Genomic DNA, 23,465 nt, shown 5'->3' with positions numbered 1-23,465 from the left:
AATTTAAAAGTTAACATTAAGACCCATCATATACGTTCTTGGCTGTGGATAATATCCAACATCAATTCCTCTTGCCCATGGCTGAGTCAAATTCCCGCTACTATCTCTGTTACTGTTTCCAAATCCAATTTCAGGATCCATCCCTTGGTATTTGGTAAATGTAAACAGGTTATTAGCAGCAACATACACTCTAAATTTACTAAAGAAGTTTAACTTGTTTGTTAATTTTGTAAAATCACATCCAATAGTTGCACTTTTAATTCTGTAGAAATCTGCATTCTGAACATATAAATCAGAGAATTTTGTATAGTTCCCGTTTGTATCTGCTCCGTAAGTAACTCTTGGAATCTTGTTAGAACTTCCTTCTGTTGTCCATCTGTTTAAAACTTCTGTAGTGTTATTAGTGTAAGGACGCGTTGGGTCGTGAACACCAAAAACGTTTTGGTTTCCTGCTACTCCGTATGTATAAACAGAAAGATCGAATGCTTTGTACGAAAGATCAAAGTTTAAACCGTAAGTAAAATCAGGATTTGGATTTCCGATTTTAGTTTTGTCGTTTGCATCTATTTTTCCGTCATTGTTTAAATCTACGAAACGAACATCTCCAGGTTGTGCATTTGGTTGTACACCTGCCGCAACTTCACTGGCATTTTGGAAAATTCCTGCCGTTTTTAATCCGTAGAAATAACCAATTGGCTGACCAACCTCAACACGGTTCATCTCATCTGTTCCCTGAAACAATAAGTTTGTTTCTCCGTGAATAATTCCTTCGCTGTTGGCAACTCTTAATACTTTATTTTCATTGTGAGAAACATTTCCGTTTACAGAAAAATTCCAGTCTTTTCCAATTTTAGTACGATACGCCAAAGCAAGTTCAATACCTTTATTTTGAATATCACCTCCGTTAATATACGGCGCTGTTGCTCCTGCATAAACAGGAATTGAAGATAGTACTAACCAGTCTTTTGTTTTTTTATCGTAATAATCGAACGTTAAAGTAAAATTAGTAAATAATGTAGCGTCAAAACCTAAATCGGTTTGTTCTGAAGTTTCCCATTTTAAGCGAGGATTAGAAAGTTGATCAGGGCTTGCTCCTGTTTGCAATGTTTCAGTTCCTGTTCCAAAATGATAACTTTTGTTGTAAGTACTAATGGTTGACAAATAAGAAAAAGCAGGAATCTGATCATTTCCGTTTTGTCCCCAACTGGCTCTAATTTTAAGATTGTTTACTACTTTATTTTGCGGGAAGAAGCTTTCTTTATCAACATTCCAACCTGCAGAAACTGAAGGGAAATTTCCGTATCTGCTTGAACGTGCAAAGTTTGATGAACCGTCTCTTCTTATTGTTGCTGTAAATAAATATTTGTTATTGAAGTCATACAATAAACGTCCGAAATACGATTGAATCGCATAATCTGCACGGTTTCCCTTTACTGTATTTGATGTTTGATCTGTAGCATTGCTTAAATAAGCGTGATCGAAATCATCAAAAGTTAAGTTTTTCCCTGTACCTTCCATAAAATCTGAAGTATTCTTTTTAGCAGAAGTACCTACTAAAACATCAAAATTATGTACTCCGGCAAGAGTAGCTTTGTATTGTAATGTGTTTTCAAAAATCCATCCTAATGATTTGGTTGCATTTTGAGTAACACTTGATACAGTATTATTATCTGTTGTTGAAAGAGAATAAACCGGTCTGAAAGAACGGTAGTTACTATCAGTCATATCAACACCAAAACTCGTTCTGTATGTAAAGTTTTTTAAGAATTTTAGTTCTGCGAAAATATTCCCTACGTAACGGTTTGATTTTGTTTCATTAAAGTTATTGTAATATAATGACCCAACCGGGTTACTAACATCCGGAGCCACTACAGAATGTGCAAAGTTTCCGTCTGCATCATAAACAACATCAATTGGAGCTGCGTTTAAGAAGCTTCTGATTGCATTGCTATAAATTCCCTGATCTGCAACTCCAGAACTTTTGATATTGGCGAAAGAGAAATTCTCTCCAATTTTCAAATGGTTTTCGATCACTTCAGAAGTTGAGTTTACATTAAATGTAATACGATCGTATTGCGATTGACTTGTTGCTCCTCCAATCATACCTTCTTGTCCGTAATAAGACAATCCTGTAGCAATTGTAGATTTTTTATCTCCACCGCTAATCGTAAGCGAGTGATTTTGTTTTATTGCACCGTCTTTAAACAAATCATCCTGCCAGTCATGATTTGGCATCGCTGCAACCTGCGCCGGTGTATATAAAGGTGTTAAACCAGAATTTACACGAGCTTCGTTCATAATAGTAGTATATTCCTGTGTGTTTAATAAATCCAGTTTTTTAGCTACTTGCTGAAAACCTGTATAAGAGTTAAACGATACATTCATTTTACCATCTTTTCCTTTTTTGGTTGTTACCAAAATAACTCCGTTTGCTGCTCTTGCACCATAAATAGATCCTGCAGAAGCATCTTTAAGAACGTCGATTCTTTCTATAGAAGAAGGATCAAGATATCCAATTCCGTTGTCGACAACTACACCATCAACTACATAAAGCGGTGTGCTGTTTCCTGCCGTTCCTACTCCACGAATGTTTACTGCCATTCCAGCTCCCGGTTGTCCCGAAGTTGAAGTAACATTTACTCCCGAAGCCTGACCTTGCAAAGCATTTACAACATCAAGACTGGCCACATTTTGAATGTCTTTTCCAGAGACTAATGATGTTGCTGCCGTGTTTACCTTTTTCTTTTGTGTACCGTAACCGATAACCACAATTTCCTTAAGTTCAGCAGTTTCAGCCTGCATGGTTACATTTATTTTTCTATTTGCTCCAACATTAATTTTTTGCGTTTTATATCCCATAAAACTAAATACCAGTACGTCTCCGGTTTTAGCTTCAATTTTATATAGTCCGTCAAAATCAGTTGCAGTACTAATTTTTGTTCCTTCCACCAAAACTGTCGCACCCGGAACTCCCATATTATCATCTGCTGATGTTATATTTCCGCTCACAAATTTTGATTGATCCTGAGCAAAACCTGATTGCATTGTAAAAACGCTTAGCAGCAGCGCCATACAAAACGGAAGCAGTGTTGTTTTTATACAATAATTGCTTTTCATAATAATTAAGATTGGTTAAATTTATAGTTAGTTACCTTATAATTAATTTAGTATGCATTCGAAATAATTTGTTCGAATAATTCCTGTCTACCACTCAAGGGTTGAGGTTCTCCGCTTGCACGGGCAATTTTGCTAAGATCTTCAAGAGATAATTCTCCTTTTTCAAACCTGGCTCCGTTACCACCGTCAAACGAACTGTAACGCTGTGTGCGTAATTTTCTGTAATCTGTATTTTGTAGTATCTGATCTGCGCAGATTAATCCTCTTGCAAAAACATCCATTCCTGAAATGTGTGCAATGAATTTATCTTCTAAATCGATTGAATTTCTTCTCACTTTTGCATCAAAGTTTACTCCACCACCTTGGATTCCACCACCTTCAAGAATAACCAACATAGCCTGAGTAACTTCCTGAAGATTTATCGGGAACTGATCTGTATCCCAACCGTTTTGGTAATCTCCACGGTTTGCATCAATACTTCCTAACATTCCGGCATCAACTGCAACTTGCAATTCATGTTCAAAAGAATGTCCGGCAAGTGTTGCGTGGTTTACTTCAAGATTTAATTTGAAATCATTTTGAAGTCCGTATTTATTGATAAAACCTAATGAAGTCGCCGCATCATAATCATATTGATGTTTCGTTGGCTCCATTGGTTTTGGTTCGATTAAGAAGTTTCCTTTAAAACCTTCCTTACGAGCATAATCTTTACAAGTATTCAAGAATCTTCCCAAATGGTCTAATTCTCTTTTCATGTCTGTGTTCAACAAACTCATATATCCTTCACGTCCTCCCCAGAAAACATAATTTTCACCTCCAAGTGCAATAGTAGCATCAATAGCAATTTTTGCCTGAGCTCCGGCGTAAGCCAAAACATCAAAGTTGGGGTTTGTAGCAGCACCGTTCATGTAACGAGGATTACTGAATAAGTTTGAAGTTCCCCATAACAATTTAATTCCAGATTCTTGTTGTTTTTGTTTTGCATATTCAACCATTGTTTGAATACGAGTTTCAAATTCTGCCAAAGTTGGCGCATCATCCACTACATCAACATCATGAAAACAATAATATGGCAAACCTAATTTGGTCATGAATTCAAAAGCCGCATCCATTTTGTCTTTAGCTCTTAAAATTACATTCTCATTTTTATCCCATGAAAAAGTTTCAGTCGAAGCTCCAAACGGATCTCCACCTGTGTTACATAACGTATGCCAGTAAGCCATTGAAAAACGCAAATGCTCTTTTAATGTTTTTCCCGCAACGACACGATTTTCATCGTACCATTTAAACGCTAACGGATTATCACTTTCTCTTCCTTCGAACTTAATTGTATCGATGTTTTTAAAATATTGATTAGTTGTGCTCATTGTTATAGTTCTATTTTAATGTGATTTTTCCATTCTTGATATAAATCCTGATACTGATTGGTTAGGATTTTATTTGGTTCAATTCGATCTAAACATTGCAATCCCTGAAAAGCTTCGTCCAGCGAATTGTAATATCCAAAACCGTAAGCAGCGCCTCTTGCAGCGCCTTCGGCTCCTGAAGTATTGTATAATTCTAAAGTAGTTTGTGTTGTATTGGTGAAAATTTCTCTAAAAACCGGACTCAAAAAAAGGTTCGAATTTCCTGCTCTTACTACGGTCCCTGAAACTCCAACTTCTTTCATAACATCAAAACCGTAGTTCATAGCGAAAACAATTCCTTCGCAGGCCGCGCGAACCAAATGTGACGGCTGGTGAATATTGAAGTTTAAATTCTGAATTCCTGAAGTCGCATTTTTATTATTGAAGATACGCTCAACGCCATTTCCGAAAGGATAAAAACGAAGTCCGTTGCTTCCTGCCTCTACTTTTGCAGCTTCAGCATTTAGTTTTTCGTACGCAATTAATTCATTTCTGCCAACCGACATAATTTTGCGTAACCATTGGTATAAAATTCCTGAACCGTTGATGCACAACATAACTCCGTTGCGTTTTTCGGTTTCAGTATCATTAACGTGTAAAAAAGTATTGATTCTGTTTTGTTTGTCGTAAGCATCCTGATCGCTTACGGCGTATACAACGGCTGAGGTTCCGGCTGTTGTAGCAATTTCTCCGGGTTTCAAAACATTCAATGACAATGCATTGTTGGGTTGATCGCCTGCTCTGTAAGTAATTTTCGCATCCGGATTTAATCCTAATTCCTGAGCAATTTGAGCATGAATTGTAGCCTGAATTCCAAAATTAGAAACAATTTCAGGAACAATTTCTGATGGTAATCCCATTTGAGAAAGAATTTCTGTGGCTAATTCCCCTTTTGAGAAATTCCACAAAGCTGCTTCTGATAATCCTGAAGTACTAATTTGAGCTACTTTTGATAATTTGGCTGCAATAAAATCGCCCGGAAGCATCATGTATTTTGCTTTTGAAAAAACTTCCGGCTGATTGTCTTTTACCCATTTTAGTTTTGAAGCCGTAAAATTTCCCGGGCTTCCTAAAATTTGTTTTTGACAATTTTCAGCTCCAATCTGATCGTAAATTGCATCTCCAATAACCGCGGCACGACTGTCGCACCAAATAATCGAAGAACGAACCGGATTTAGATTTTCATCGGTTATAACCAAACCGTGCATTTGATATGCAATTCCGATTCCGGCAATTTTCTTTAAATCAATATTAGATTTTGAACCTAATTGTTTGATTCCGTCTTTAACAAATTGCCACCAGGATTCCGGATCCTGTTCTGCCCAGCCAAATTCCTGTGCAATAATTGGCATTTCAAAATCTGGAACGCTAACCGCACCAATTGTCGTTCCTTTTTCGGGATCGAAAACTGATAATTTTATCGAAGAGCTTCCTAAATCAATTCCTAAAAAAAGCATTTGTGATATTTTTTAAATTAATTCCAAAACAGTCCTTTTCAAAACTTATAGTCAAATTGAACTTATCTTATGGTTATTTTGACTACAAGTGTAAAACATTTTTTCTATATTAACAAAATATTAGGTGTTTTTTTTGGCTATTCAGATAAATCGATATGCATTTTTACAGATACAACAAAATAAGCGCAGAAAGTGAAATAAAAATTATTGAAAAAATAGCGAATTAGCGATTTGACAATCAGACATTTAAGAATAAAATTTTAAAAAGCAAAAAAATAGCAATTGAATAAGACACTGATTATCAGAAAATTGTTACGTTAAAAAAAATATAAAGCTTTTATGAATCCAATTATTCATTTTATTTATTTAATTTGTCGAAATTTTAATAGGATATGGTTAAAGATGTAGATGAAGATTCAGTTTTAAAGAGCGAGCAAACTGCAATGAATGCGATCACGATTGACTGTGTAATATTTGGTTTTGATAAAGGAAGCTTAGAAGTTCTTTTGGTACAACACGGAGAAGGAATCAGTAAAGGAAAATGGGGTCTTCCGGGAGGTTGGATCTATAAAAAAGAAAGTACTGATAATGCCGCTCATCGTTTATTGAATGAACTTACAGGTCTTGATAATATTTACCTTGAACAGCTAAAAGCCTTTGGAGACCCGGACCGTTTCCCGCTTCGACGCGTTATTACGATTGGTTATTATGCCTTGGTAAAACGTGAAGATTATAATATTAAAGCAGGTTTTACAGCATCTGATGCCAAATGGTATAAAATAAATAACATTCCGAATTTAATTTACGATCATAACGAAATCCTGAATTATAGTTTAAAACATCTTCGCAACAGAGTTCGTCAGGCGCCGCTTGGATTTAATTTATTGCCCGAAAAATTCACCTTATTGCAATTGATGCATTTATATGAAGAAATTTTAGGCATCGAAATGGACAAATCTAATTTCAGACGAAAAATTCTTCACATGAAGTTATTGGTTGCTTTAGACGAAAAACAACAGGATGTTTCGCACAGAGCTGCAAAATTGTACAAGTTTGATCCTGATATTTACAAAAAACTGACGGAAAAGGGATTTAACTTCGAATTTTAATGACTTCTTTATCTTCTGAAAATAATCCGGAAACTACAACTATAATAACCAGAGGTTCAAAATCGCTTATAGACGGCATATCGATTGACTGCGTTATATTTTCTTTTGATAAAAAAAACCTTGAAGTGCTTTTAGTGCAACATGCTGAAGGAGCAAGTATTGGAAAATGGGGACTTCTGGGTGGAAATTTATATCTGGAAGAAAGCGTAGACAATGCTGCACTGCGAATACTGTATGAACTCACCAGTCTTGACAACATTTATCTGGAACAGCTTAAAGCGTTTACAGATCCAGATCGTGTAAAAAGCGAAAGAGTTATTACCGTAGGTTACTACACTTTACTCAACAGAGAAGATTATAATATTCAGGCCAGCAATTCGGTAATTGAAGCGAAATGGTATAAAATTAAAGACATACCAGATCTAATTTTTGACCATACTGAGATATTAAATTTCAGTTTGATGCATTTGCGTAACAGAGTCCGTCAGGCTCCAATTGGTTTTAACCTTTTGCCTGAAAAATTTACGTTGTTACAATTGATGCATCTTTATGAAGAAATCCTGGGAATTGAATTGGACAAATCGAATTTCCGCAGAAAAATTCTGCACATGAAGTTACTGGTTGGACTCGATGAAAAACAACAGGACGTTTCGCATCGCGCCGCTAAATTGTACAAATTTGATCCTGAAATCTACAAAAAACTGACTGAAAAAGGATTTAATTTTGAGTTTTAAAGGTTTTTTAAATCTCAGAGTCTAACTATCGTAGTTCAACATTCCAGAATCCAAAACTTTGCGCTATCTTTGCCCATTAATAACATGCTCTAAAGCAATTGCTCAAGAGCAAATTTATACCCAAAATTTACTAAAACTCGTATAGAGAATTGATATCATAAAATGAAGAAGATACGTAACTTTTGCATTATTGCACACATTGACCACGGTAAAAGTACATTGGCAGATCGATTATTGGGAGCTACACAAACCGTTACAGCCCGTGAAGAAAAAGCACAATTGCTTGACAACATGGACCTGGAGCGTGAGCGTGGAATTACCATAAAAAGTCACGCCATTCAAATGGAATATACTTATAAAGGAGAAGAATATATTTTAAATTTAATTGACACTCCCGGTCACGTTGACTTTTCATACGAAGTTTCTCGTTCTATTGCTGCTTGCGAAGGTGCTCTTTTAATTGTAGATGCTGCACAGAGTATTCAGGCACAAACGATATCTAATTTATACTTGGCTTTAGAAAATGACCTGGAAATTATTCCGGTTTTGAATAAAGTCGATTTACCAAGTGCTAATCCTGAAGAAGTTAGTGATGATATTATCGATTTATTAGGTTGTAAATTAGAAGATATTATTCATGCTTCGGGAAAAACAGGTTTTGGTGTTGAAAATATTTTGGCTGCTATTATCGAAAAAATTCCGCCGCCGTCAGGAAATGTTGATGAGCCATTACAAGCTTTGATTTTCGATTCACATTACAATCCGTTTCGTGGAATTGAAGTTATTTTCCGTGTTAAAAACGGCGAAATCAGAAAAGGTCAGAAAATTAAATTCATGGCTACCGGCAATGAATATTTTGCTGATGAAGTAGGAACTTTAAAATTGAATCAGGTTCCGAAAAATGTGATTTCTACAGGAGATGTTGGTTATTTAATTTCTGGAATTAAAGAAGCGAAAGATGTAAAAGTTGGAGATACTCTAACCGATGCTAAAACGCCTACAACCAATATGATTACTGGTTTTGAGGATGTAAAACCAATGGTATTTGCCGGAATTTATCCTGTTGATACAGAAGATTATGAAGATTTGCGTTCTTCTATGGAGAAATTGCAATTGAATGATGCTTCGTTAGTTTTTACACCTGAAAGCTCTGCAGCGTTAGGTTTTGGTTTCCGTTGCGGATTCTTAGGAATGCTTCACATGGAAATTATTCAGGAACGTTTAGAGCGTGAGTTCGATATGACTGTAATTACTACAGTTCCTAACGTTTCGTATTTGGCTTATACCAAAAAAGAACCGGAAGTTCCTTTTGTTGTAAATAATCCTTCTGACTTACCTGAACCTTCTCGTTTAGACCGAGTTGAAGAACCTTATATTAAAGCTACAATCATTACAAAATCTGATTTTGTTGGAAACGTAATGAGTCTTTGTATCGAAAAACGTGGTCAAATTACGAATCAAACGTATTTGACAACAGAACGTGTTGAATTGAATTTTGATATGCCTCTTGCTGAAATTGTATTCGATTTTTACGATCGTTTAAAAACAGTTTCTAAAGGTTATGCTTCTTTTGATTACTCTCCGATAGGAATGAGAACTTCAAAATTAGTAAAACTGGATGTTCTTTTGAATGCTCAGACGGTTGATGCACTTTCTGCATTGATTCACGAAGACAACGCATATAACATCGGTAAAAAAATGACCGAGAAATTGCGTGAATTAATCCCAAGACAACAATTTGATATTCCGATTCAAGCTGCAATTGGAGCAAAAATTATTGCTCGTGAAACCATTAAAGCACTTCGTAAAGACGTTACCGCAAAATGTTACGGTGGAGATATTTCGCGTAAGCGTAAACTTCTTGAAAAACAGAAAAAAGGTAAAAAACGTATGAGACAAGTTGGAAACGTTGAGATTCCGCAAGAAGCTTTTATGGCTGTTTTGAAATTGAACGATTAAGTTTTTTAGAAAAAAGAATATAGAAAATAGAATATAGATTAAACCCGATAGCGAAAGTTGTTGGGTTTTTTGTTTTTATTTATTAGATGTGACTTTCTTAGACGCACTGCTATGCGCCTCTACAGATGCAAATTTTTAATAATTATTAATTGATAAATCTGTCCTAATTTGGAACAAATTTCTTATTTATTTAAACTCTGAACCTTTGTATCTTTGAACATTTGAACCTTTCAAAAAAAAAACCTTTGCACCTTATAAAAGAAAAATGGACGAAACCCCAAAACGATTTGACCGAATTGTCGCCATTCTGATTCAATTACAATCTAAAAAAATTGTAAAAGCACAGGAATTGGCTGATCGTTTTGAAGTTAGTTTGAGAACTATTTACAGAGATATTCGAACTCTTGAAGCAGCCGGAGTTCCTATTTATAGCGAAGCCGGAGTTGGTTATGCTTTGATGGAAGGGTACAGACTTCCTCCTGTTATGTTTACGCGAGAAGAAATAAGCAGTTTTATTGCTGCTGAAAAACTGATGCAGAAATTTACAGATCCAGCTTTAGGAACGCATTACGCATCTGCGATGTACAAATTGAAATCGGTTTTGAGAAGTACCGATAAAGACTGGCTTTCGAATATTGAATCGAGAGTTTTCATGCAAACTGCAGAACCTTTGTTTAATACTAATTCGCCAAATACGCTGGCAGTTCTTTTTGAAAGCATTGCTGAGAAGAAGCAAATTTTATTATCCTATAAAACCTTTGATAAAGAAGAAACAACACAAAGAAATATTGAACCTGTTGGTGTTTTTCACGATCATAATAATTGGTATTTTTTAGGTTATTGCCATTTGCGAAGTGATTATCGTCAGTTTAGGACAGATAGAATTCTCGGAATCAAAAAAACAGATTGTGATTTTACTATCGAACATGATTCATTAGAAACTTATTTAAATAAAAACGAAACAATTCCCACCACAAAAGTTCGGCTTTTAATTGACAAAAGGATTGTTCGTTATCTTGAATTCGAAAGAAAACATCATGGTTATGTATCTGAAAAAGAAACAGACGGGCAAATAGAAATGACATTTATGTGCCGTGATATCCAAAATGGTTTTCCGCGTTGGTTCTTAATGTTTGGCGATTACGCTACAATTCTGGAACCAGAAAGTCTCAAGATTCGAACGCTTGAATTACTAGAAGTGAATAGAAAAAGGCTTTTATAAAAAAAACTCCTAAAATGAATTTCATCTTTAGGAGTTTTTTATTTAGACAAACAGCAATTATCTTTCCCAGAAAAACGGAGGCTCAATTCCTAAAGCTCTAAGATATACATATCCTTGTCCGCGATGATGTATTTCATTATCAATAAAATATAGAATATTCTGAATAACCGGAAATTCATACTGACCAAAAAGATTAAATGTTTCATTAAAATCTTCAATCGATAATTTTTCCCAATATTGATTAATTTCGTCAGTTGCTTCATCCCATTTTGCAAGATATTGAGCTTTAAAAATTAACTTTTCTGATTCTTCGGCAAATCCTTTAACTTCTTTATTTACAATTCCCTTCAAACCCGGAACAGCAATAGCCAAAAGCTCATCTGTTAATTTAGAGAAAGTTCGCATTCCTCCTATCGAGAATTCAAAAAAGTCTTTTTCAGGAAACGATTCTATCACACGACGCGTAAGAGCGCGATGTCCTTGCCAGTGTTTCAACAAATCTTCCGGAGTAATTACTTGAGCTGCTAATGTTTTCATGATTTTAAAGTTTTAATTTGTTTAATACTTCAAAATTATTGAGGGTTGGTGACAACAGTTTGTCAGCAGGAAAAAAATATTTATTTTTTTCTTCACATCAGCGAAACTAACGTATAATTCAAAACGAAATGATTGTGGTTACTGGACGTTAGACGCGCTGCTGTGCGCCTCTACAGAAAATCTGTGTCAATATTATTTATTTGTTCTTCAACCATTCAAATAAACGATTGGCATCTTCAAACTTAAACAATTGCGTTCCTTCGTTCATTGTAGCAGCAGATCCGCAGGCAACTCCCCAACGAATGACTTCTTTAAGATCTTTATTTTGAGACAATGCCCAAACCATTCCGCCAACCATACTGTCGCCCGCTCCAACTGTACTTTTTTTAGCAACATGTGGTGCCGGAACAAATTCATGGGTATCTTTAGTGACCAAAACTGCTCCTTGAGGGCCGAGTGAAACTACTATAATTTCTGCTCCGCCTTTGGCAATAATTTTCTTGGCAGCTTCATTTACTTCTTCCATTTCCAGACGCTCAACTCCAACTAACTTTGCCAATTCGCCCACATTTGGTTTTATAAGATAAGCACCTGTTTCTAAAACTTTCTTCAAAGCTTCTCCGGAAGTATCGACAATTAATTTTGAGTTTGAAGCTTTGGCAATCTCGGCTACTTTTTGGTAAAAATCGTCATCTAAGCCTTCGTTTAAACTTCCGCTGGCGACTAAAAATTTTGGTTTTAATTTCGAAATCGTCTCTAATACTTGTTGACTTTCGGAATTGGATAAAGCACCGCCCGAAAATCCAAAACGATATTGTGAGTTTGTGTTATCATCGACAGCAATAAAATTTTCTCTGGTTGGCGTTTTGGTTTCAATTACATCTGATTCTATTTTTTCTTCTTTTAGCAAATCTTTTAGCATTTCGCCAATTGGTCCGCCAGAAGCAAAAACTGCTAATGAACTTCCGCCTAAGCGAGAAATTGCTTTAGAAACGTTTATTCCGCCACCGCCCGCATCAAATTGTGGGTCTTTGCATCTTATTTTTTGTTCTGCAATTAAACCTGAAAAGTGAGTACTTTTATCTACAGAAGGATTTACGGTTAAGGTAACTATATCAAATGATTTCATTTTTTTGCTTTTTATTTATCTTAAAGATCCGAAAAAATATCGATTTTAAAAGATCTTGAAACATCAAAATGAACGGAATGCTATTTAAATTAGACAAAACCTTTACAACTTTGTACCTTTGCAGCTTACAAACTTTGGAACTTAAAAAGAAATGATCGAAGATAAAAATCCGCAACGTACCAGTATAGCGCAATTAGGTGAATTTGGCTTAATTGAACATTTAACCAAAAATTTTGATGTTACTCAGGAATCTACTTTAAAAAGTATTGGCGATGATGCCGCAGTTCTTGATTTTAAAGATAAAAAAGTAGTCGTGTCTACCGATTTACTAATTGAAGGCGTGCATTTTGATTTGGCTTATATGCCCTTAAAACATTTAGGTTATAAAGCGGTTGTCGTAAATGTATCTGACATTTGTGCGATGAATGCCAAACCAACGCAAATAACGGTTTCTGTTGCCGTTTCTAACCGTTTTCCACTAGAAGCATTAGATGAGTTATTTGAAGGCATTACACTTGCTTCAAAAGAATATAAAGTGGATGTTGTTGGCGGAGACACCACCTCATCTCAAAAAGGATTAATTATTAGCATTACTGCAATTGGTGAAGCTGATGAAAATGAGATTGTGTACAGAAACGGAGCCAAACAAACTGATTTATTAGTTGTTACCGGAGATATTGGCGCTGCTTATATGGGATTACAGGTTTTAGAACGCGAAAAACAGGTTTTTCAGGTAAATCCAAACAGTCAGCCGGATTTAGATCTTTACACGTATTTAATTGAAAGACAATTAAAACCAGAAGCCAGAAAAGATGTTCGTACTTTATTGCACGCTCTTGAAATTAAACCAACTTCGATGATTGATATTTCAGACGGGCTTTCATCTGAAATCATTCATTTATGCAAGCAATCTAAAGTGGGTTGTAATTTGTATGAAGATAAACTTCCGCTAGATCCGCAATTTATTTCGACTTGCGAAGAATTTAATATCGACAGTACAACAGTTGCTATTAATGGCGGAGAAGATTATGAATTGTTATTTACTATCGACATTAATGATTTTGATAAAATAAAAGGAAATCCTAACTTTTCTGTTATTGGTCATATGGCCGAAGAAAACGAAGGAATTCATTTGGTAACTCGTGCCAATACAAAAATTCCCTTAAAGGCTCGCGGCTGGGATGCTTTGAGCGAATAAACTTTTAAATTCCAAATAAAAAAAAATCCAAATTCCAACGATATGAGTATCAATTGGAATTTGGATTTTTTTATTTGGATTTTTATTTTAAAAAAGTCCCTTGCTTTTAGCTTCTTTTACCAACTCTTCATCAGAACCAATTTTTATTTTGAGCAGCTCTTTTAAGTTGCTCCTTCTTTTTTCTATTGCATTTAACGATATCGGAATATATTGAGGCATTTCGATTACCGGAGTTCCTTTTGATAAATGAAACAAAATTTGTTTATCAAACTCATCAATTTCTATTGAGTTATGGGGCGACTGATCCAGCATTTTTTGAACGGATTGACTGTAATATTTATCGTTTTTCATTACTTTATCAAAAGCAAAAAGCAATTCATCAAAAGTCAGATCGTTTTTAATAATTAAACCACTCGGCTTAATCGTTCTTATAATCGTTTTGATTTTTAATAACTCCGTATACATCGTTAACAAAATGACGTTGCAATTGGGCGTTTTTTTCAAAATTAACTTTGCCAGGTCTTCTCCTGAAAAAATTTCTTTTTCTTCGTAAGCCGGCATACTAATATCTAAAAAAGCAACATCAAAATCTGGTGTTGCTTCATTTTCGAGTAAATCATAAGCCGATCTGCAATCGTGAGCCTGCGCAATTACAAAATCATATTTTTTAGGGTTGTAGCGTGTTATGGCATTTTTGTATCCTTCTATAATAAAAGGATGATCATCAACTATCAAAATGTTGCGTTTGATTAATTGAGAAACTGGGGCGTCTTGGTCAATTGTCATTGTGTTGCAGGTTAATTTTTTGATCTATCGGAACTTTTACGATTAATAAAGTTCCTTCTCCCTTACCGGATTTTATTGTTACGGAACCTTTGCATTCTGCGGCTCTATATTCGATATTATGAAGCCCGATTCCGTTTTTAGTTCTTTTGGTATTAAAACCAATGCCGTCATCAAAAATAGATAAAACTAAATAATTTATCTCGCTTTTAAATTCTACTATAATAGTATTTGCCTCTGCATATTTATTACAATTTTGAAGCGCTTCCTGAATAATTCTGTATAAATTAATCTTAACGGCGTTGCTTACTAAATCCCATTTTATATGAGAATCGAATTTGGTTATTAAGTTAGACTCGTAAATGTTTTGTTGATTTTCAAACAATTTGTTTAAAATCACAATAAAATTATTAATTAATTCTGACTTTTCTCTATTTAAATCATGCGAAATTTCGCGAATATCTTCTTCGATATGTTTTAATTCTGTTAGATATTTTTTTCTTTTCGGAGCCGCTTCGCTTTCTTCTATTTTATCCAGACTATCCAGACTTATCCGCACACCAAACATTCTGCCTAAAACGCCGTCGTGCAATTCCTGCGCAACTTTTTTCTTTTCTTTAATTCGGGTTGCTTCAATTTCATTTTGCTGAGAAATCATTAAATTATAGATGTCCTCATTAGCAATTTGCTGCTGTTGCTTAAATAGTAGTTCCCGGTTTCTGGCCTGTTGTGTTTTGTAAACGTAGAAAAACAACCCTACTAAAGTACAAATACTAAAAACATAAACTAAGGTTTTATTTTTTTCCTGTAAGTTCGAATTTTGGTCTTTTATTTCGTTGGTTTCGTATTCTATACGGGAGAATTTCTCTCCCATATTTCGTTCTGCTTTCAACATCTTATCATTAAGACGGATATATTCTCTTGTGTAGGCAGAAGAATTTTTAGGATCAACAGTCTGAATTTGTTTAAGCGCTTCTAATATATCTCTTATTTTTTTTAAACTGCGGGATGCAATTAATGCCTGTTTAGAATACTGAATTGCTTTAAAAGTATCCTTTTTAAAAGAATAATATTCAGACAAATGTATTTTACTTAATACAACACCTGATTTTAAACCAAGACTGTCCCTAATTTTCAAAGCCCTGTAAAATTGTCCCGGAAGCCCGTGCATTTCTTTCAGCTTTAATTTAGAATATGCCAGATTATCTAATACAATTGTATATAATATAGTATTCTCTTTATATAAATTTTTCTCCTTAAGACCTCTCTCAAAATATGTTTTTGCTTTGCTGTAATTGCGCATTCTTAAATTAACAAAACCAATATTATTTAATGAAGTTGCTTTTAACTGAAAATCTGTCGGAATAGATTTATCTTCAAGAATATTTAACGCATTATAATGAAATTCTAATGCTTTATCAAATTCTTCGCGGTCGTTATATAAAATACCTAACAGATTATAACAATCATAAAGCTGGTCATTAACGTTTTTTCGCTGTTTTAAAATTCTGAGTGCTTTAAAAATACTTATTTCACTTTCAAAATAATCGCCCTCGTTATACTGAAGAGTTCCCTTACTTAAAAAAGTTTTTGCCAGATTATATTGATCATTGATTTTCAGATAAACTTTTTCTGCTTTAAAATAGTTCATAAAGGCACTGTCTGCAACAGATTTAGCCGTGTAGTAATCTCCTAAATAGCTATATGCTTTTGCCATATTAAGAGAATCTTTGGAATTCTTTGATCTCTCTAAAATTAGTTTTGTAGTTTCAAGATAGGATTTCCAATCAGCCATGTTATAATATCGATTGGCCACTTTAAAGAGATTTACCTTGTTGAGGGAGTCATTTTTTTGGTTTATTATAATTGCAAATGCTTTCTTATTGTAATCTTGTTTGTATTTAAAGGGGAGGTGAATGTCGTTTGCTAATGATAAGTAAGTGGCAAGGCTATCTTCTGATAAATCTGCTCTTTTTATAACTTCGTCTTTCTTGGTGCAACCAATAAAAACAACGCACAGAAGGATCAATATAAAGTAATTATTTTTCAATAGCGCTTTTTGAATTTCTTCAAAAATACTAAAAGTATAGACGCAAAAAAAGGCTGTCAAAAAATTGACAGCCTTATCTTATGTATTTTATTTTTTTTAGTCAAATTTCACGTTCATTCTTGTAGATTGACTTTCGGTAGTAAAACTTCCAGATTGCTTATAATTAAGATCAAATTGTTTTTGGTTTTCAGTAAAATCAGCTTTACGTCTACCCATTCCAGTACCTTCTATAGGTGGTACAATATTTAATTCTTCATTAGATATAATTCTCAATCCTTCATTAGATGTATTATTTAAAGTTTGTGGCGTAGTAAATGAAGTTGTTACTACTACTAAAGATAATAATCCGATTGTTAAAGCTGCTTTTTTCATGTTGTGAGATGTTTAAGTTTTTGATTTTTATTTGGGGCGTTATGATTAAGCTTTGATGCAAAATCATGGGACAAAGCTAGCTTTGTAATCAAAAAAATTAACACGAAAAAATTAGTTTGTGGTAGAACATGCCCAATTGATAGTAGATGGCTATCAAATTAGCGTAAATACTTAGTTTTTAGAGTTCTAAGTAATTTCCTGCAGAAAAATCAGAAATAATCGAGTCTACATTTGATTTGTAGGTTTTAGAAAAAGGGATTTTCTTTGAAGAATTTTTGATGTAACAAACTGAGTGTCCGTTATGAATTCTTGAAATATAATTTTTATTGATGATATAACTATTGTGAATTCTTACAAACGGATGCATTAAAACAAATTCAAAGTGTTTTAATGTTTTGAATGCAGTTATCATTTCACCGGAACTCAAATAAATATCGGTCGAATTATTATCTGCCTGAAAATAACAAATGTCAGCTGCGTTTATATAACGGTAGTCTCCATAAGATTTAATGCATAATATAAGTGGTTTATCTGCAATTTGAACCGTTTGCAAAGGCGGAACTAATGCACTTATCTCATTTTTTAGTTCCGTCATGGTATATTTATCCAATCTTAACAGAATCTTCAACAGATCGACTTGAAGAATGGGTTTTAAAACAAAATCAAAAACACCATACTGAATGGCATCAAAAGCTAACTCTTTTTTAGAAGTTGTAATTATAATTTTAGGTATAACCAGTAGATACCGATATAATTCACTGATAAAAGAAAGCGATAAATTACTGGCTAAATCTTCGGGAGCAATTTCCAGAAAAATAATTGAGGGTTTATGTTCAAAAACTAAATTTAATGCTTCTTCGTAATGCATAGCTGAACCTACAAAAGCCAATTCTGAAAAACCATCTGCAATTGTTTTGGTTTTCAAAATGCTTTCGCTATCGTCATCTATAATAATATACGAGTACTTTTTCAATTAGATTTATTAGTTTTTTATGGATCTCCTTCTACTACTCTTTTGAATTTTCAATTAATTAAAATAATCTGCTCTATGGCCGCAATTAAAATTACGCATTTCAATTCATTTAAAAATTTCATTGTTAAGACGTTATGAACAAACATTTGCACATTCTAAGAAATACAAATTTTACCAATAAATCCTTTGCGATTATAATGAAAAAATCCCAAACTCCTAATTGGAATTTGGGATTTTTATATTGATATTTCAGAAAAATTACATTTTCATCAACCAATTCTTCATCGAAACTTCGTTTTCGATAATAGCTTTCAATTCAGAGATTTTTACACGATCTTGTTTCATGGAGTCTCTATGACGAATGGTTACTGTTTCATCTTCGATAGTTTGATGATCTACCGTAATACAAAACGGAGTTCCAAGTGCATCTTGTCTTCTGTAACGACGACCTACAGCATCTTTTTCATCATAAGCCACATTGAAATCCCATTTTAAATCGTCGATGATTTTTTTAGAAATTTCAGGCAAACCGTCTTTTTTAACCAATGGTAAAACGGCCGCTTTTGTTGGCGCTAAAACTGAAGGCAATTGTAAAACTGTTCTTGTTGAACCGTCTTCTAAAACTTCTTCTTTCAATGAAGTTGCAAAAACAGCCAGGAACATACGATCTAAACCAACTGAAGTTTCTACTACGTATGGCACGTAGTTTTCATTTAGTTCAGCATCGAAATATTGTAATTTTCTTCCTGAGAATTTTTCGTGCGCTTTTAAGTCAAAATCAGTACGCGAATGAATTCCTTCTAATTCTTTGAATCCAAAAGGAAAATTAAATTCGATATCAGCTGCAGCATTTGCGTAATGTGCTAATTTTTCATGATCATGAAAACGGTAATTTTCTTTTCCTAATCCTAAAGATAAATGCCAGTTTAAACGTGTTTCTTTCCAGTGGTGGTACCATTTCATTTCTTCTCCCGGACGAACGAAAAATTGCATTTCCATTTGTTCGAATTCACGCATACGGAAAATAAATTGTCTTGCAACGATTTCATTTCTAAATGCTTTACCGGTTTGCGCAATTCCAAAAGGAATTTTCATACGACCAGATTTCTGAACATTCAAAAAGTTAACAAAAATACCCTGAGCTGTTTCCGGACGTAAGTATAAATCCATTGCAGAATCTGCAGAAGCACCAAGTTTAGTTCCGAACATTAAGTTGAATTGCTTTACATCTGTCCAGTTTCTTGAACCAGTTTCAGGATCAGCAATTTCTAATTCTTCAATTAAAGCTTTTACATCCTGAAGATCTTCGCTCATACCTTTTGCAAGTCTTTCCAGAATTTCTCTTTCTTTTGCTAAATATTCAACTACACGAGCATTTGTCGTGATAAATTCCTGTTCGTTGAATGCATCTCCAAAACGAGCTTTCGCTTTTTCGATTTCTTTTTTAGCTTTTAGATTTAGCTTTTCAGCATAATCTTCCACTAAAACGTCAGCTCTATATCTTTTTTTAGAATCTTTATTATCAATTAACGGATCATTAAAAGCATCAACATGGCCTGAAGCTTTCCAGGTTGTTGGATGCATCAATATCGCAGCATCAAGGCCGACAATATTTTCATTCATCTGAACCATTGATTTCCACCAATATTCACGGATATTCTTTTTTAATTCGACACCATTTTGTGCATAATCATATACTGCACTTAGTCCATCGTATACTTCGCTTGACGGAAAAATAAATCCGTACTCTTTTGCGTGCGAAACCACATTCTTAAATAAATCTTCTTGTTTTGCCATAGTGATGCAAAAATATAAAAAGTACGTTTAAAAAAAAGAAAAATTATAAAGTTTGAAGCATTGATTTCGTTATTTTTGTAACTAAATTCTTTCTATTTGTGTTTAATTATATTATTGACCTGTTTTTTCCTAAAGTTTGTGCCGGTTGTCGCACGGTTTTAATGAGTAACGAAACTGTTTTGTGTACTAATTGTCGTCATGAAATGCCTCTTACCCAATATCATTTAGATCCTAAAAATGAAGCTGTCAAGAAGTTTTATGGTAAAGTTGAAATCGAATATGTTTCGGCATTTTTGTATTTCAATAAAAAAGGAATTGTTCAGGAACTCATTCACAATCTCAAATACAAAGGTTTGGAAGAGATTGGTACCGTTTTAGGAAACTGGTATGTAGAAGATTTAAAAGAATTGAAATTGCAAACTCCTTTCGATATGATAATCCCTGTTCCGCTTCATAAAAGAAAATTTAGAGAACGAGGTTATAATCAGGTTGCTACTTTTGGAAAAGCTTTGTCTGAAGGTTTAAAAATTGAATATAATGATTCGATTTTGTACCGCAAGAAGTATTCTAAAACACAATCTAAAAAGAATCTTTTGGGAAGATCTGAAAACATCGAAAATATTTTTGATGTACTATCAACAGAAGAAAATCAAAACAAACATTTTTTAATTGTCGACGACGTACTTACTACCGGCGCAACGCTTGAGGCTTGTTCAAGAGCTTTACTAAAAATTCCCGGAACGAAGATTAGTATTGTTTGTATGGCGATGGCGAACTCATAGAGGTAAATTCCAAATTCCAAAATTCCAAATTCCAAAATGGGCATTGAAAAATTCAACGGCAAATTGGAATTTGGAATTTTTTTATTTGAAATTTAATATACGATTATCTTTTTAACGGTTCTTTTACTTCCATCTACAACCGTTACAAAATAAATTCCGGCAGACAGATCTTCTAATTTAATAGTCTGGTTGAAATTGCTTGCGCTTGCAAATGTTTTATTATATACCTTTTTGCCTAAAGCATCATGTATAAAAACGTTGACTCCTGCTTTTGATTCACTTGAAAATTGAATTGTAATATCGCCCCTTGTTGGATTTGGATACATAACAAACTCAATATTTTCTTCGTCAGGAACTCCCAAAGTAAATGTTTGATTACAAATATTTATTGAGGCAGAATTTACAGTTCCAAAACTTCCGGAAACTGCATCACGAACTTTTAAAACCCAGTTTCCTTGCGGATTTTCTCCATTAAAAGCACTTAAAAAATCAGTTGGAATAACAATTTGAGATGTCGTTTTAGAACAATCTAAATTTACTCCTGAATCATCAAACTGAAAATCTAAAGTAGCATTTGTACTTGCGCAGCCTTTATTAAACAAACGCACAACGGTTCCTGTTGGACTTTCGATTTGAATTTCAAGATCAGAAAATCTCGCATGCGTTACATTCATACTAACATTTACATCCGACACTGTTCCTGTTGATGCCGGTACACTTACGGCTTTTGAAGTATAAGTTGTTGTTGAAAAAGGAATACTAAAGTTTCCGAAATTATACGTATCACAAACAGTTGATGGCGTATATCCAATGGCAAATGACTTACTATTTAAAGCGTAATATATGTTTGCTACAGGTTCAACCAGAATTCTGCAATTTGTAGCCGAAACAACACTTGTTGGAATCGTAACCGTTTCAGAACCATCATTTGGAGTATTGGCTGCCAAAACTACAGGAAAAGTCAAACCTCCATCTGTAGATAATTTTATATTTACAGCTGTAGAACCTTGCAGCGTATTGGTACTATTTACACTCCAGGTTATCGCTTGATTTGTTCCTTGCTGCAAACCTAAATCAGTTGTGTTTTGAGAAGTAACTGCAAATGGTCCGGCAAATGACGCAACGGTTATAATTGCTTCATCAGTATTGGTTTGCGGTGGTACCAGCGCTGCGTTATCTCTTCCTGTTAAGGTAAAATGCAACGTTCTTGCAATAGACGAAACAGATTCCCAAGTCGTTGTTAATCTATTTTGAAGAACTGAATTATAACTTGGCATATATCTAACCGGAGAAGTTGTTGGAGTAAACGATCTAAATAAAGGTCCGTCCGGCTTTGTTGCATAAGCAAGGCTGGTATCTCCAGAAGTTGATGTTGCGCTATCGTTTTGTTCCCATGTATACGTAATTGTATTGCCGTCAGTATTTGAACCTGTTCCGGTTAAAATAAAGGGTGTACTAATTGGGATTGTATAATCGGCCCCTGCATTAATTGTTGGTGAATTATTAGTTAAAGCTGTACTAGCCGGACAACTTTTTGTGGCAAGATTATTTTGAATTTGGGAAATACTGACATATGCAAAATAATCATCAGAGTTACTCTGAACATCATAATCTGTTATTCCCGCATATCCCATTATAGTTGATCCGCTTCCTGGTTCAACATTTACGCCTGTTCTTTCTCCGGCATCAAAAGAAAAAGTATGATTAGCGCCTAATTGGTGCCCTAATTCGTGAACCACAAAATCAATATCAAAGGTGTCTCCCTGTGGTTTACCGTCTGATGGCGAAGTATAAGCACTTCCTTTTCCTATAGCATTTGATGGCGTTGGGCTATCACAAACGCAACCAATACAACCAGCATTTCCTCCTCCGCCCGAAGCTCCAAACAAATGACCAATATCATAATTCCCTTCTCCAATTACAGTTGTTAATGTGCTTTGAACTTCTTTACTCCAAAAATCATTGCCATCTGTATCTACCGAAGTTCCTTTACTTGCATTTGAATAAGGGTCTGTTGTAGCGTTAGTATATACTACAGCATCATTATTAGCGATTAAAACCAATCCAACAGCAAGATCGTTATTTAAAATGCCATTTACTCTTGACATCGTTGCATTCATTCCTGCCAATGCACCAGCTTTTGTACCACCAAAATAAGCGGTATACTCTCCTGTACATGACAAAGCCAGTCTTAAGGTTTTGAAAACTTTATTATTAGCAGCAGTTTTTGCTGTTTTGTTGGTCAAACTTTTATTTGTCGCCTGATCTTTTAAACTACAAACTAATTTAGAAGTAGGTTTGAAATTGTTTTGAGAAGTAAACAAAACATATTCTGATGTATCATCCGGATTTTGCTCGATAAATTCTGAAGGTTTATCGGCACGAAGTACCATTGTTTGCGTACCAATTGGCGAAACACTAAAATGTATTTTTGCTGATTTATCATCTAAACCTTTTCCTTGGTAAGATCTAATTTCAGGGTATTTTGCCTGCAATTCAGGTTCAAAATTAGAAGATTCCCAAACTGTAAATCTTTCTAAAATCCCATTTGAATTGGGAATAGTAATTTCAGTACTACTACTTTTTGAAGTTTTATTAGTGGTTGATGAAAGTTTTGCTTTCAAAAAATCAGCATTTAATTTATAGTATAGTTTATCCGAATTAGATGAACTTACACTTTTATTTAAAACTGAACCGGAACTTTTTTGCCATAGATCGTCATTTTGAGCATGAACTTCGATACAACAAAAAATAAATAACAAAAATAGTAGCTGTTTACTCATACTCAAAGGTTTTAGAAAAATCAAAATTAAGAGAATTAAATCAAAATCTTACATATA

The 23,465-nt window shown here is 34.3% G+C and carries 17 protein-coding genes; 6 read left to right on the top strand and 11 right to left on the bottom strand.

The window, feature by feature from the left end; genetic code table 11:
- Window positions 1-3 precede the first annotated feature (3 nt).
- From EV143_RS02560 to EV143_RS02550, 3 genes are read right to left on the bottom strand one after another with little or no spacing between them, the layout of a single operon-like run.
- Entirely contained in the window at window positions 4-3,117 is a 3,114-nt protein-coding gene (locus EV143_RS02560) for a SusC/RagA family TonB-linked outer membrane protein (RefSeq protein ID WP_133506418.1), read from the bottom strand.
- Between the two features lie 47 nt (window positions 3,118-3,164).
- A complete protein-coding gene (gene xylA, locus EV143_RS02555) occupies window positions 3,165-4,484 on the bottom strand; it encodes a xylose isomerase (protein ID WP_133506417.1) in 1,320 nt (439 codons plus the stop codon).
- 2 nt (window positions 4,485-4,486) lie between these two features.
- Window positions 4,487-5,980: a xylulokinase gene (locus tag EV143_RS02550; protein WP_133506416.1), complete on the bottom strand. Its 1,494-nt coding sequence runs from the start codon at window positions 5,978-5,980 to the stop codon at window positions 4,487-4,489.
- A gap of 392 nt (window positions 5,981-6,372) precedes the next feature.
- On the opposite strand from EV143_RS02550, the gene EV143_RS02545 reads away from it, so the two are divergent.
- The 4 genes from EV143_RS02545 (at window position 6,373) to EV143_RS02530 (ending at window position 11,004) form a co-directional block, all read left to right on the top strand.
- Window positions 6,373-7,089, top strand: coding sequence for an NUDIX hydrolase (locus EV143_RS02545; RefSeq protein ID WP_133506415.1), 717 nt, complete (start codon window positions 6,373-6,375; stop codon window positions 7,087-7,089).
- Window positions 7,089-7,823, top strand: a complete 735-nt coding sequence (locus EV143_RS02540) for an NUDIX hydrolase (RefSeq protein ID WP_133506414.1) — start codon at window positions 7,089-7,091, stop codon at window positions 7,821-7,823. The genes EV143_RS02545 and EV143_RS02540 overlap by 1 nt, the downstream gene beginning before the upstream one ends.
- A gap of 162 nt (window positions 7,824-7,985) precedes the next feature.
- The gene (lepA, locus tag EV143_RS02535) at window positions 7,986-9,782 is read left to right on the top strand and encodes a translation elongation factor 4 (protein WP_133506413.1); all 1,797 of its coding nucleotides are present in this window, start codon (window positions 7,986-7,988) and stop codon (window positions 9,780-9,782) included.
- Window positions 9,783-10,047: 265 nt separating this feature from the next.
- Window positions 10,048-11,004 (top strand): helix-turn-helix transcriptional regulator, encoded by a 957-nt coding sequence (locus EV143_RS02530; protein WP_133506412.1) that lies wholly within the window; start codon window positions 10,048-10,050, stop codon window positions 11,002-11,004.
- 57 nt (window positions 11,005-11,061) lie between these two features.
- Here the strand turns inward: EV143_RS02530 and EV143_RS02525 are convergent, their stop codons facing one another.
- The gene (locus EV143_RS02525) at window positions 11,062-11,541 is read right to left on the bottom strand and encodes a DinB family protein (RefSeq protein ID WP_133506411.1); all 480 of its coding nucleotides are present in this window, start codon (window positions 11,539-11,541) and stop codon (window positions 11,062-11,064) included.
- A gap of 196 nt (window positions 11,542-11,737) precedes the next feature.
- Window positions 11,738-12,670, bottom strand: coding sequence for a 1-phosphofructokinase family hexose kinase (locus EV143_RS02520; RefSeq protein WP_133506410.1), 933 nt, complete (start codon window positions 12,668-12,670; stop codon window positions 11,738-11,740).
- A gap of 151 nt (window positions 12,671-12,821) precedes the next feature.
- Between EV143_RS02520 and thiL the strand changes: the two genes are divergently transcribed.
- A complete protein-coding gene (thiL, locus tag EV143_RS02515; RefSeq protein WP_133506409.1) occupies window positions 12,822-13,868 on the top strand; it encodes a thiamine-phosphate kinase in 1,047 nt (348 codons plus the stop codon).
- Between the two features lie 87 nt (window positions 13,869-13,955).
- On the opposite strand, the gene EV143_RS02510 is transcribed toward thiL, so the two are convergent.
- From EV143_RS02510 to EV143_RS02490, 5 genes are all read right to left on the bottom strand, one after another.
- Window positions 13,956-14,654, bottom strand: a complete 699-nt coding sequence (locus EV143_RS02510) for a response regulator (RefSeq protein ID WP_133506408.1) — start codon at window positions 14,652-14,654, stop codon at window positions 13,956-13,958.
- On the bottom strand, window positions 14,644-16,701 hold the full coding sequence (locus EV143_RS02505) for an ATP-binding protein (protein WP_133506407.1): 2,058 nt from the start codon (window positions 16,699-16,701) through the stop codon (window positions 14,644-14,646). The genes EV143_RS02510 and EV143_RS02505 overlap by 11 nt, the downstream gene beginning before the upstream one ends.
- A 96-nt stretch (window positions 16,702-16,797) precedes the next feature.
- Window positions 16,798-17,073 (bottom strand): hypothetical protein, encoded by a 276-nt coding sequence (locus EV143_RS02500; protein ID WP_133506406.1) that lies wholly within the window; start codon window positions 17,071-17,073, stop codon window positions 16,798-16,800.
- A 178-nt stretch (window positions 17,074-17,251) separates the two neighbouring features.
- Window positions 17,252-18,046, bottom strand: a complete 795-nt coding sequence (locus EV143_RS02495) for a LytR/AlgR family response regulator transcription factor (protein ID WP_133506405.1) — start codon at window positions 18,044-18,046, stop codon at window positions 17,252-17,254.
- Between the two features lie 258 nt (window positions 18,047-18,304).
- On the bottom strand, window positions 18,305-19,843 hold the full coding sequence (locus tag EV143_RS02490; protein WP_133506404.1) for a glycine--tRNA ligase: 1,539 nt from the start codon (window positions 19,841-19,843) through the stop codon (window positions 18,305-18,307).
- Between the two features lie 161 nt (window positions 19,844-20,004).
- Here EV143_RS02490 and EV143_RS02485 point away from each other — a divergent pair, with 161 nt between their 5' ends.
- Entirely contained in the window at window positions 20,005-20,625 is a 621-nt protein-coding gene (locus EV143_RS02485; RefSeq protein WP_133506650.1) for a ComF family protein, read from the top strand.
- Window positions 20,626-20,717: 92 nt separating this feature from the next.
- On the opposite strand, the gene EV143_RS02480 is transcribed toward EV143_RS02485, so the two are convergent.
- Entirely contained in the window at window positions 20,718-23,408 is a 2,691-nt protein-coding gene (locus tag EV143_RS02480; protein ID WP_133506403.1) for a zinc-dependent metalloprotease, read from the bottom strand.
- Window positions 23,409-23,465: the final 57 nt, after the last annotated feature.

Origin of the sequence: Flavobacterium chryseum (assembly GCF_004362015.1) — a bacterium.
Lineage (GTDB): Bacteria > Bacteroidota > Bacteroidia > Flavobacteriales > Flavobacteriaceae > Flavobacterium.
This window is presented reverse-complemented; position numbering and strand designations above follow the sequence as displayed.